The following is a 12357-nucleotide window of genomic DNA, read 5'->3' as shown; positions in this document are numbered from 1 at the left end:
GGTAAATGGCAAACAAGATTTTTGATACTACAGAGTTTGCTAAGGTAGCAAGACAGGCAGTTGCTGAAGGAGTGGTATTACTCAAGAACGAAGCAAAGGTTTTACCTCTTAAGGAGGGAACAAAGGTGTCAATCTTTGGTAGAAGTCAGTTCAACTACTACAAGAGCGGCACAGGCTCTGGTGGAATGGTCAACACCAGATATGTCATTGGAGTATACGAGGCCATTGAACAGGATGGCAGTCTTGAGATTAATAGCAATTTAAGAAATACCTATGAAAGATGGATTGAAGATAATCCATTTGATGCAGGCGCAGGTTGGGCTGCAGAGCCTTGGTTCCAAAAGGAGATGCCAGTTACAAAGGAGCTGGCTCTTGAAGCTAGAGAAAATTCAGAGGTTGCTATTGTCCTGATAGGACGTACCGCAGGTGAGGACCAGGATAATAGCAACGCTAAAGGAAGCTATTTACTTACAGATGACGAGCATCAGATGCTTGAAAATGTAACAAAGGTATTTGAAAAGACCATCGTCCTTTTAAATGTAGGAAATATCATTGATATGAAGTGGGTGGCTAAATACAACCCCTCTGCAGTAGCTTACATCTGGCAGGGCGGCCAGGAAGGTGGAAACGGTGTATTAGATGTGCTTAAGGGCAAGGTTTCTCCTTCAGGTAGGCTGACAGATACAATCGCCTACAACATCGAGGATTATCCTTCAACAAGAAATTTTGGTGACAGCAAGCGCAATATCCAGCAGGAGGATATTTATGTAGGCTATAGATATTTTGAGACCTTTGCAAAGGACAGGGTTATGTATCCTTTTGGATATGGTCTGTCTTACACATCCTTCGATATCATTTCCAATGGATTTGCTGTAGAGGATGGTCAGGTCAAGGTTTCAATCACAGTAACAAATATTGGCGATTACAAGGGCAAGGAAGTGGTTCAGGTTTATGTAGCCAAGCCACAGGGCAAGCTAGGCAAGCCAGTTCTTGACCTGGTAGGCTTCGCCAAAACAAAGGAGCTTGATGCTGATGAGCATGAAATATTAGATATCGTATTTACGAATTATCAAATGGCAAGCTTTGATGATAGTGGAGTTACAGGACACAAGAGTGCCTATGTTTTAGAGGAGGGAACCTACGTCTTTTATGTAGGTGATAACATCAGAAATCTTTCTAGAATCGGTACCTACAATATTGGTAGAACAAGGGTGGTAGAACAGCTTTCAGAGGCTCTTGCACCAAAGCTTGATTTCACACGTATCAAGCCAGAAGCTAGGGAGGATGGCTTTACCATCTCCTACGAGGATGTGCCAAAGGCAACTGAAGAAAACTATGAATTACCAAAATGTGAAGCCTTGGTAGCAGGGGATAAGTCCTATAAGCTTGTTGATGTTTTAGATAACAAATGTACAGTTGATGAATTTGTAGCACAGCTTAGCAATGAAGAGCTTTGCGCAATAGTTAGAGGTGAGGGAATGAGCTCGCCAAAGGTGACACCTGGCTGTGGGGGCGCCTTCGGTGGAGTAACAGAATCATTGATAGAAAAGGGAATTCCTACCTGCTGTTGTACAGATGGCCCATCAGGTATCAGAATGGATTCCGGCAAGAAGGCATTTGCTATGCCAAACGGAACCTTGTTGGCCTGCATGTGGAATCTTGACCTTACAGAAGAGCTTTATCAATACGAGGGCTTAGAGCTTAGAAAGAACAAGATTGATGTGCTTTTAGGACCTGGTATGAATCTGCATAGAAATCCACTTAATGGACGTAACTTTGAGTACTTCAGTGAGGACCCATTTGTTACAGGAAAGAATGCAGCTGCCCAGCTTAAGGGTATGCATAAAATCGGTGTAACAGGCACCATCAAGCATTTTGCCATGAACACACAGGAGGCACATCGCCACACTGTAGAACATGTGGCCAGCGAGCGTGCCATCAGAGAAATATATCTTAAGGGCTTTGAAATAGCAGTTAAGGAAGCGGGCGCAACAGCAGTAATGACAACCTACGGCTCTATTAATGGCTATTATACATCTTCTAATTACGATTTAGTTACAAAGGTCCTTCGTGATGAATGGGGCTTTAAGGGCATCGTAATGACAGATTGGTGGGCAAAGGGCGGCAAGGCTGAGTGCGGCGATTCCACCGATATGGCAGCTATCGTGAGAGCTCAGAATGATTTGTACATGGTAACACAGTGTGCCGAGGATAACACCAACAAGGACAATCTTGAGGAGGCTCTTGAGGACGGAAGACTTGATAAGAGTCAGCTTCAAAAGTGTGCTAAAAATATTTGCGAATTCATCCTTCACACACCTACCTTTGCAAGATTTATCGAAAGAAACAATACACTTGATATTGATCTTGCAAATGAGGCAGAGGATGATGATACAGAATTTGACAATATTATAGATTGTAGAATTGATGAAAGTGGCAGTGCAAAGCTTCAGGCAGACTTAATCAAGACTGCACGAAACAGTAGTAATACAGTTTCAATTTCCTTTAAGGAAAGAGGAGACTACAAGCTTTCTATGCGTGTGCGTTCTAATGCCAAAAGCGATTTGGCTCAGATACCACTTAGCATTTTCAAGGATAAGGAGCTTGTAAAGATGGTTACCTTAACAGGCGCCGACAGAGAATGGCAGAACGTTGAGGTAATATTCGAAAACTGCGCTATGACCTTCTTCATGAGATTATATTTTGCGCAGGATGGAATGGAAATAGATGGTATGACAATCTCTTTGGCAAAGTCCAAGGAGGAAGAATTTAGATTAATGTTTGCCAGAATGGGTGAACAGTAAGGAGTAAGTAAGTTGATAGATTTTATAGATAAAAATGGTAGTTTTAAGGTGCCAAGAGCAGAAGATACAAGTTATTTATATTTTCCAATAGCAGGAGAAAAGGGGCTTAAGGCATCGGTTGCCCCAAATCTTGCAGGTGATGCAATGGTGGACCAGGAAACATTTTTGTTAGAACCTGTCAGCGTGGAAAACTTACACAACAATAAAAGTGGTAGAAACTTTTGGACTTACATGGACAATTGTAAGGTCTGGTCTGCAGTGGGAAATTCTGCAGATCAGGAAAGTAAAAAGTTCACATTGGCTCAGGATGAAAGCTGCGTTGAGGCTGGATTTATGTGGCACAAGGCTACTCGCTACAACAATGAATATAAAATCAGCTCGGAAATCACTTCCTTCATCCCAGTGGATGCAAATGTGGAGATTATGCATGTGCTAATCAAAAACGAGGGCAGTGAGTCAAAGACTATCACAAATATTGCAGCAGTACCAATTTATGGAAGGTCTGCAGACAATCTTAGAGATCACCGCAACGTAACATCTATGCTGCATCGCATCAAAACTGTAGATGCAGGGGTTTTGGTTACGCCTACAATGTCCTTTGATGAAAAGGGTCATAGAATGAATCAGAAAACCTACTTTGTGGTGGGTGTTGATGAAAGTGGAAATAAGCCAGAAGGTTTCTTCCCAACTGTGGAAAGCTATATTGGTGAAGGCGGAAGCTTTGCCAAGCCAAGAAGTGTGTATCGACAGGAGACTGGTGTAGCAGCAGGCTATACAGCTGATGGCAAGGAAGCAGTGGGCGGACTTAGATTTGCTGAAATAGAGCTTAAGGCAGGAGAGAGTATCGCATATACGATACTTCTTGGAGTAACAGAAGATGTTACAGAAATCGATGCTTTAGTAAAAAGATTCGGCACATCTTCGGCTGTAGAAAAGGAGCTTGAGGAGACCAAAAAGTATTGGCTGGACAAGGTAAATGTAGGCTTTAAAACAGGTAATGGGGCTTTTGATGAATATATGCGCTGGATTGCATTCCAGCCATTCCTTAGAAGAGTGTATGGCTGCTCCTTCCTTCCATATCATGATTATGGCAGAGGTGGCAGAGGTTGGAGAGATTTGTGGCAGGATTGTCTATCACTTCTTTTTATGGAGCCAGCAAATGTGCGCCAGATGATAGTGGCAAACTTTGGTGGTGTGCGAATGGACGGAAGCAACGCCACAATAATTGGCGATGGACTTGGCAATTTTATTGCCGATAGAAATGGTATCGCCAGAGTTTGGATGGACCATGCATATTGGCCACTAAAGACACTTCTTTTATATATCAATCAGTCAGGTGATTACGATATTTTAAGGGAAATGGTTCCATACTTTAAGGATTCCATCGTTCATCGTGGAGCTATTGTTGATAAAAAATATGAAAATACCGAAAACAAGCAGCTTACAGAGGCTAAGGAGGTATATTCTGGTTCTATAATAGAGCATTTGTTGGTGCAAAATCTTGCAGCCTTTTACGAGGTAGGTGAGCATGGAGTTCTTAGACTTCGCGGTGCAGATTGGAATGATGCACTTGATATGGCAGAAGCAAATGGCGAATCCTGTGCATTCTCCTATGCTTATGTTGGAAATCTAAAGGATTTAGCGACACTTATTTCAGATTATTCAAAGAAGCAGGGAATCGACACAATCGATATAGCGGAAGAGCTTGTAACTCTTGTTAATTCGTATATACGAAGTGATAAGACTGTGGCTTCGAAAAAGGAAATTCTTGAAAATTACCTTGCGCAGGTAGATGGAGATATTTCAGGAAAGCTTAGCAGCATTACTGTCACAAGTCTTGTAAATACAATCAATCAGATGGCGGAAGATTTTGCAGAATATCTTAATGCTAATGAATGGATTGATGGCAAGGAAGGCGAGGGCTGGTTCAACAGCTACTACGACAATAGCAAGCGTAAGGTAGAATATTTTGATGAGATAGATGAAAACACCAGAATGATGCTTACAGGTCAGGTATTTGCAATCATGGGAAAGGTGGCAGATGACGCCCACATTCAAAAGATTGTAAAGGCCGCTGATAGATATTTATATCGTGGTGAAATCGGTGGATATAGATTGAACACTGATTTTAAGGAAGTGAAATCGGACCTTGGTAGAATGTTTGGCTTTGCCTACGGTGAAAAGGAAAATGGAGCGGTATTTTCTCACATGTCGGTAATGTACGCAAATGCTTTATATCAAAGAGGCTTTGCTGAGGCTGGCTACAAATCACTAAAGTCGTTATTTGACGCTTCTATGAATTACAAGGTGAGCCGAATCTATCCTGGCATTCCAGAATATTTTGCAGCAGATGGAAGGGGTAAGTATCCTTATCTTACAGGCGCCGCTTCATGGTATCTGCTTACAATGATTACAGAGGTGTTTGGTGTAAGAGGAAATAGAGGAAATCTGGAAATCTCACCAGCCCTTATAAAGGAACAGTTTGATGAAAACAACACTGCAGCTATAGAACTAAATTTTGCAGATAAGAGATTTGAAATCATCATTGAAAATCCTGAACAAAAGGATTTTGGTTCATATAAAATAAAGGCAGCTTACTTAAATGAAAGCAAGCTACCCGTTAATGATTCACAGCTAATTATCACAAGAGATGTTATTGAGAGGCTTGAAAATAACAATAAAATTCTCGTGGTGTTAGGATAAAAATTTTCTTCATTCTTGGGACTCGGCGGTATAAGACATTATATCGTTTGCAGTCCCCTTCCAATGAGTACCGTAGTATTTCTCACGGTACTTTTTTGGTGTCAGGCCAGTTTCTTTTAAAAAGATCTGGCTGAAATGACTCTGAGAAGTAAATGAATAATAGTTTGCAATATCTGCAAGACTATAATCACTAAATCGAAGAAGATTCTTTGAAGCTTCTATTTTGGCATTTCTAATATAATCACTGGTGGAAACTCCCACCTCTTCCTTGAAAAGACGAGAAATATAGCTGGCTGAGTTGCTGGTGTATTCCGCCAAATCCTTAACAGTAATACGCTCCTTGATGTGGGAGTAAATATAATTCATACATTCTGTCATAGGACGTGACAAGCCTGCGTTTTGCCTGATAATCTGCATGCGCTCGGTATAATCTGAAACCATCCTGTCATGAATTTTTTCCATGGCATCGATGGAAGTAATATCGTCTAGCTGTTGGATGTAATAATCGCTTAAACGATAGGATTTTTCCATCTCCATACCATTATCTACGCACAATCTGGAAATGATAGCTACGGAAACTACAAAATGATATTTAAGATTTTGGATAGGGTCCTTTGAAAGCAGACCCACCCCTGCCTGATTCAAGAATTCGTGGCGAAGGCAATTCTCATGAATGGCTGCAAGATCTCCCTTTGCAACCTGCTGATAGAAAAGTAATTCGCTGTTTTGATGGCGATGAACTATTTCATTTTCCTCGCCAGATACCATAAATTTCAAGTCGTTTTCTGCCATAATATTTCGTAAAGCCTCTTAATTATGCATATAATTTATCGTAAATACGAAGATCGTAATGTTTAGTGTACATATCATCCAAACTATCGATTTCGATGGAATCACTTATTAAAATCTTGTCGAAGGAATAATTGAAGTGATTGTTCATGTAATCGTGATAGCTCATGTAGGCAAAGGTCTCCATTAAGGAGGCGTTAGCCTTATAAATATTGTCAATTCCTATTATATCCCTGTTTGTAAGATAAACACCATTGTTGAGAGAATAAAATCTGACGGAAATAATAGGATGTGTATTGGTGCTGCTTTCGTGGAAGGTTGCTGCAATTTTGATAGCACCTTCATTGCCGCCGCCGATAACACAGCTTCCAAGCTCCTCAAGTGTGGTAGGTTGAGCCTTGATGCTAAAGCTATCGTAATCATCAAAGGACCTTACCAAAGGTGCGGTGGTGCTTGAGTGGGCAGTGGAGATGGCGTTAAAGGCCTCACAGGCGCTGGCAATCTTTTGAAGCTCGCTGAAAAGAGTCATATTGCCAATAGTGATGGCAGTATGCTTGGCGTATTCAGTGAGATCCAGAAAGTTGTATTTCTTATCAGGGGAAAAGTTGGATGGTTTAACCGCATCCAGGCTTGAGTCCATAAAATTAAAATCAGGATTTTTGTTCTTTTCAAATAATAGAGCCTTTGAAAATTCCTTAAAATCGCATTTCTTAAGATTAATGGACAGAATATCCTTGTCAGGAATGTCTGTTTCGCTTTCCGCTGATTTTGCAGCATTAATTTGATAATTCAAATGTGAACTGAATAAAAAATCATTTCTATACATTATTTATCCTCCACTATTCAATATAATAGCATATATTGTGGCGAAAGTATATATTTGTTACTACATTTTGTGATTAACAGGTGTAAAATTTGATAAATTTTGTTGTTTGGAAGGCGTTTTGCTGATAAAATAGACAAGAATAACTTAATAGGGGGTATAAATGAAGGACCTAAAACATTTATATTATTTCGAAAAACTTCTTGAGGATAGCTACAACGACCTGGCGAGAGCAGCTAAGGACGAGGGAAGACATGCTATTGGACATGTTTGTTTTCAAATTCCTGAGCCTTTACTTAATTTGCCGGGTTGTTTTTCTGTCAGACTCCGTGCACCTCGCACCGGTTCAATTGAAATGGGAACATATTATATGAGCTCCACTTTGTGTGAGGCTTGTCGTGCATTTTTGGAAAGAGCTTTAGAGGGGGGCTTTAATTTCCTTGATTGCATCATCGCACCAGATGCCTGTGCACAGATGAATCGCTGCGTGGAAAATATCGAGCATCTTAAAACTAATCCAAACCCGGATTTCTTTGTTACATATTCAGATGTTCCAATGAAATCTGATGAGACAGCGCTTAAGCATTATGTTAAGCAGATGCGCATTCATGTGCTTGAGCCACTTCATGAAAAGCTTGGAGTAGATATCTCAGATGAGGCTATGCGTTCAGCTGTTCAACAGCAAAATGAAGTAAGCAGACTTCTTACTGAAATTGGCGACTATCGTAAATGCGATAATCCTGTTATCACAGGATATGAGTTTGCGGTGCTATGCCTGGCCAGCTACTGCAGTCCTAAGGATATGATTATTGATAAATTACAGGACACCTTAGAAGAGCTTAAAACAAGAGAGCCTGATGAGAAGAATAAATATCGCATCAGGGTTGTGATGATAGGCTCTGAAATAGACGACCCAGAGTTTATCCGTCTTGCAGAAGAATGCGGTGCCCTTGTTGTGGCAGATAGATACTGCTTTGGCTCACTTCCTGGCAGACAGGTGATTGAGCTTAACGATGATGAGGATGTGCTTACACAGATTTGCCGTACTTATTTGCAGTGGGGTAAATGTCCACGCTTCTTCAATCAGGAAAAGATAATGGAACGCAGGGAGTACGTGGATTATCTTGCAAAGGAATACAAGGCTGACGGACTCATTTATGAACAGATTAAGTTCTGTGATTACTGGGGCTACGAGCGTGCAGCCGCCTTCCATATCATGGAGGAAGAATACGGTTATCCTGTTCTTTCAGTAGACAGACCATATTCTGTCAGATCATCAGGCCAGCTGCGTACCAGAATACAGGCTTTTGTTGAGCGAGTAGAGCATAAACAGCTTATAAATAATCGAAACGAAGGAGGGGCGAATTAATGGGAAAAGCATTAGGAAGTGAACCTCTTGGTAAGGTAATATATTCAGGCAGACGCCCACGTCGCCGTAGGGAGTGGCGCGGCCTTAAGGACACCTGGTACGACTACACCAGATGGCTATACTATTTATTTACACTTGGCAAATTTATGATGAAGCCTAACAATTTCAAAGGCTTCTTTAGATATCGCTGGATGAGCAATTATCTGGCAGTCCCAGATTTCATGGACAGACATACAGAAGGCTTGCGCGGCACAGCCCTTCGTCTTGCCCATGAGGGAATCGGCCTGATAGTTCTTGATATGACATTGTCTTTAACTGACATGTTCAAGGCAGACCCTGAAATTGGAAATGATGTTGAGCTTTCCAAAAAGATGGTTATCTTTGATGAAAATATGATGAGCACACTGATGGGGGGCTTCCCTAATCTTAAATGGGTAAGCTACGAGGTGCCAGCCATCTATTCCAGCTCCTTCATGTGCCAAAACGGTGTAATGCATTACATCGATAAGACTCACGAATACGGTGTGCCTAACGATGTATGCCCTATGCCTGCAGCAGAATTTGGTGCAGCCTTAGAGGATGATTTTCCAATGATTGGTGCCTGCGCCGTTCAGTGCAACACCACCTGTGACGGTAGTCTTATGGGGGGCGGTCTTATGGCTCGTTCCATGGGCATTCCTACCTTCCAACTTGCAGCACCTATTCGTCATCGTCAGGAGAGCGTACAGGAATATGCAGGCGAGGAAGTATTAAACGCTATCAAATTCATCGAAGAGCATACAGGAGAAAAATTCGACTGGAATTATCTGTTTAGCAACATGGCTCGCTTCAACGAAGAAACAAAAGAATTTTTGGAATGGCTTGAAATCAACAAGACACCTTATCCACAGCTTCTTGGCGCAACACTTGGTTTCTATCGTTACGGTGTTTACATGGCAGCAGGTGGCCGAAGCCAGCTATTCTTAGACACAGATAAAAAGATTACAGCCCTTGCCACAAAGGCATACCAGAATAAGGAAATGGCCTGCAAGGAATACAGACATCGTGCCATTCTTTGGGGCGTGCAGGCTGCGTATTATACAGCTTTCCCTAATTGGCTGATGAACTGCTGGGGAATCGTTCCTATCAACGATATGCTTTGCTGTGTTTCCACAGAAATGGTTAGCACCACAGATAAGCACCAGGCACTTTTAGATTTAGGACATCTCTATGAAAACATGATTATGAGAAATCGTTCTAACGGTGGTTACGAAACAGGAGTTGAAGACCTGTTCAGACTCTGCGAGCAGATGAACGTAGACATGGTAATCATGTACGTTCACATCGGCTGCAAAGCCATGTCTGGCTACCATGGTCTCTTTGAAGCCGAAGCCAGAAAGCGTGGCATCCACTGGATTTGGGTAAATCACAATCTTATGGTTCCCCTTGACGGCACCCGCCGCGACATGCGTACCGAAGTCAACCGTTACATGCGCACCATCCTTAAGGAAGAGCCTGTAGACGCCAGCCTTGAGGAGTTTGATGATTCACTGAGTTGGTAAAAGTCAGATAATTTATTAACAAAATATAAAATAATTATAAATTATTAGCACTCGTACTTGACGAGTGCTAATTTTGGGTATATAACATAATCAACAAGAGGGGAACAAAAGAAATCCTCACTTGGAACTAATTCACAATCCACTAGACCGAGAGCCTAGCGTCAATAAAAGGAGGTAAGTATTATGTTAATGCCTAGTATTTTATCAAATGATTTTATGGATGATTTATTCTCAGTACCACGTGTAACAGGTTTTGGTGGTTCCAGATTCGATCGTGATTTTTCACGAATGATGACAACAGATGTAAAAGAAACTGAAAATGCATATCAGCTTGATATGAACCTTCCAGGATTTGCAAAGGAAGATATCAAAGCAGAGCTTAAGGATGGATATCTTACCATCAACGCTGAGTCAAATAGCAGCAATGATGAGAAGGATGATGATGGTAACTTCATCAGACGTGAACGCTACACAGGTTCATGTTCTAGAAGCTTCTATGTAGGCGATGGAGTAACACAGGATGATATCCACGCAGCATTCAAGGATGGCGTTCTTAGCCTTACAGTTCCTAAGAAGGAAGCAATCCCTGAAAAGGAAGAAACAAAATATATAGCTATTGAAGGATAGCTTGAAAATCACAGGTCCCATGGCAAGCGCCATGGGACTTTTTTTGTAGAGCTTACTACCTGAGAGGAAAAAATAAAAATAGATAGTAGTGTTTTAGGTAAAGTGAACCCCTTGTCAAGGACACGGCCAATTCTTTTGGCCGTATTTTTATGTCAATGCTGATGGTAACTTATTTGTAACTATGTAATGATAGTACTCGTTAGGAGCCATTCCTTTTAATTGAGACTGATATCTGTCGTTATTATAGTAGTCCATCCAATCAGTTATTCGAAGATTCACATCATCGAACGTTTCCCAAAAAGGGATGTATGGAGCTAGTTCATCTTTCATGTGCCCAAAGAAACTTTCTTGGGGCGCGTTATCCCAGCAATTACCTCTCCTTGACATGGATTGTCTCAGATTCGAATCCTTTATTAGTTCTCTAAATTTCACACTTGTATAGTGACAACCCTGATCTGAATGAATTATCGTGGTAGCTTCTAGTGAATGCAGATGATTTTTGATTAGTATATTTACAGTTTCTAACACAAAATCTACTTCTAATGATTCACTAAGTACAAAGGATAGTACTTGCATGGTAAAAGCATCAATTATTACAGATAGATAGCAAAAGTTTTTTTGTAATCTTATGTAGGTTATATCGGTTAAAAGAACTTGGCGTGGTCCATGGCTCTTAAACTGTCTCTCAACGATGTTGGGAGCTACAACATTTGTTTTTATAGCCTTTGCCATTCGCCTGTAAGGATTAGCTTTTCTAATAGGGCACTTTAGCCCATATTTATTCATGAGCCTAAGTACTTTTTTATGGTTCATAGGAGTGCCCATCCTATTTAGTCGCATGCAAATGCTACGATATCCCTTTGCATAGCCTCTATAGTCATAGGCAATTTTTATAAGAGCAAAATCTTCCCTATCCTTTAGTTCCTTATTGTACCGTTTTTGTGCTCCATCCTCTGATATATATCGATAATAACCAGAACGAGATACTCCTGCTAGAGAGCATAGTTCTTTTACATCAAGATTGTTATATTCAGATTCGAGTTCTTTTTTTATGGCTTCGAACACTAAATATTTTTTATTTTTTAAACCTCCGGTGGATGCAAGGTATTTGAAATTTTTTTTAAAAATTCAACTTGCTGTTCTAGATGGACTACTCTGCTTTGGAGCTCTTTTAATGATGTTGAAGTCCTTTGACTATCCAAATCTTTTTCTGCAAAAGCTTTGATTCTTTCTGCTTGAGATAAGCCTTTAGGAGGTTGTAAACCTTCTGGTGATGCTGCCTCAACTAAAATCCTTTTTCGAAGATGATCTATAAATGGACGGGAAAACATTTTAGGATCATATCCAGCTGCCTTCAGTATCTTCGGACAAGTCATTCCTGGCTTATATACTTGAGACATAAAAAACTCTTTAAAAGCTAATGTGAAAGTTAGCCTATATGGGGTAACAGAGTGAGTGTATGGATTCTGTTCAAGTATGCTAATTTGTTCATCTGAGTAAACACGTTCTTTCTTCTTCATAAAAATTATCCTTCCATTGCTAATTATATCAGCAATTGACTGCCAAATCTGTGTCCACTATTGGTTTTCTAATCTTTATGAAGATAAAATCCATAGTAAAATGTGTCCACATTATGGATTCATTACAAAAAATACTTCCTAATTATTTATTAACGTGTCCACTCTATGGGGTCCATTTTAA

9 protein-coding genes are annotated in these 12357 nt (G+C 40.6%); 5 read left to right on the top strand and 4 right to left on the bottom strand.

Annotated features, from left to right (window positions below; genetic code table 11):
* Nucleotides 1-5: 5 nt before the first annotated feature.
* Together BM097_RS05495 and BM097_RS05490 are read left to right on the top strand one after the other, a co-directional pair.
* Nucleotides 6-2804 carry a glycoside hydrolase family 3 protein gene (locus BM097_RS05495; protein ID WP_090546732.1) on the top strand — a complete coding sequence of 933 codons (2799 nt, stop codon included), beginning with the start codon at nt 6-8 and terminating at the stop codon, nt 2802-2804.
* 12 nt (nt 2805-2816) lie between these two features.
* Entirely contained in the window at nt 2817-5507 is a 2691-nt protein-coding gene (locus BM097_RS05490) for a GH36-type glycosyl hydrolase domain-containing protein (RefSeq protein ID WP_090546729.1), read from the top strand.
* A gap of 9 nt (nt 5508-5516) precedes the next feature.
* Here BM097_RS05490 and BM097_RS05485 read toward each other — a convergent pair whose 3' ends face one another.
* Both BM097_RS05485 and BM097_RS05480 read right to left on the bottom strand, forming a co-directional pair.
* Entirely contained in the window at nt 5517-6299 is a 783-nt protein-coding gene (locus tag BM097_RS05485) for a helix-turn-helix domain-containing protein (RefSeq protein ID WP_090546727.1), read from the bottom strand.
* Between the two features lie 22 nt (nt 6300-6321).
* On the bottom strand, nt 6322-7122 hold the full coding sequence (locus BM097_RS05480) for a hypothetical protein (RefSeq protein ID WP_090546725.1): 801 nt from the start codon (nt 7120-7122) through the stop codon (nt 6322-6324).
* Between the two features lie 160 nt (nt 7123-7282).
* Here BM097_RS05480 and BM097_RS05475 point away from each other — a divergent pair, with 160 nt between their 5' ends.
* From BM097_RS05475 to BM097_RS05465, 3 genes are all read left to right on the top strand, one after another.
* Nucleotides 7283-8488, top strand: a complete 1206-nt coding sequence (locus BM097_RS05475; protein WP_090546723.1) for a 2-hydroxyacyl-CoA dehydratase family protein — start codon at nt 7283-7285, stop codon at nt 8486-8488.
* Complete coding sequence (locus BM097_RS05470) at nt 8488-10029, top strand: 2-hydroxyacyl-CoA dehydratase family protein (RefSeq protein ID WP_090546721.1); 1542 nt, start codon at nt 8488-8490, stop codon at nt 10027-10029. Before BM097_RS05475 ends, BM097_RS05470 begins: the two co-directional genes overlap by 1 nt.
* 183 nt (nt 10030-10212) lie before the next feature.
* Nucleotides 10213-10656, top strand: a complete 444-nt coding sequence (locus BM097_RS05465) for an Hsp20/alpha crystallin family protein (protein ID WP_090546719.1) — start codon at nt 10213-10215, stop codon at nt 10654-10656.
* Nucleotides 10657-10803: 147 nt separating this feature from the next.
* Here BM097_RS05465 and BM097_RS05460 read toward each other — a convergent pair whose 3' ends face one another.
* Nucleotides 10804-11784: an IS3 family transposase gene (locus BM097_RS05460; protein ID WP_143084959.1), complete on the bottom strand. Its 981-nt coding sequence runs from the start codon at nt 11782-11784 to the stop codon at nt 10804-10806.
* Nucleotides 11739-12176: an HTH domain-containing protein gene (locus tag BM097_RS05455; RefSeq protein WP_090546715.1), complete on the bottom strand. Its 438-nt coding sequence runs from the start codon at nt 12174-12176 to the stop codon at nt 11739-11741. Before BM097_RS05455 ends, BM097_RS05460 begins: the two co-directional genes overlap by 46 nt.
* Nucleotides 12177-12357: the final 181 nt, after the last annotated feature.

Origin of the sequence: Pseudobutyrivibrio sp. OR37, assembly GCF_900113655.1 — a bacterium.
Classification (GTDB): domain Bacteria; phylum Bacillota; class Clostridia; order Lachnospirales; family Lachnospiraceae; genus Pseudobutyrivibrio.
Note: the sequence above shows the minus strand (reverse complement) of the source record. Positions and strands in the feature narration are given on the sequence as shown.

Bases quoted from the DNA above. Each gene is read 5' to 3' on its own strand.
- BM097_RS05475 (WP_090546723.1), top strand. From the start codon at position 7,283: ATGAAGGACCTAAAACATTTATATTATTTCGAAAAACTTCTTGAGGAT.
- BM097_RS05495 (WP_090546732.1), top strand. From the start codon at position 6: ATGGCAAACAAGATTTTTGATACTACAGAGTTTGCTAAGGTAGCAAGA.
- BM097_RS05470 (WP_090546721.1), top strand. From the start codon at position 8,488: ATGGGAAAAGCATTAGGAAGTGAACCTCTTGGTAAGGTAATATATTCA.
- BM097_RS05455 (WP_090546715.1), bottom strand. From the start codon at position 12,176: ATGAAGAAGAAAGAACGTGTTTACTCAGATGAACAAATTAGCATACTT.
- BM097_RS05465 (WP_090546719.1), top strand. From the start codon at position 10,213: ATGTTAATGCCTAGTATTTTATCAAATGATTTTATGGATGATTTATTC.
- BM097_RS05480 (WP_090546725.1), bottom strand. From the start codon at position 7,122: ATGTATAGAAATGATTTTTTATTCAGTTCACATTTGAATTATCAAATT.
- BM097_RS05485 (WP_090546727.1), bottom strand. From the start codon at position 6,299: ATGGCAGAAAACGACTTGAAATTTATGGTATCTGGCGAGGAAAATGAA.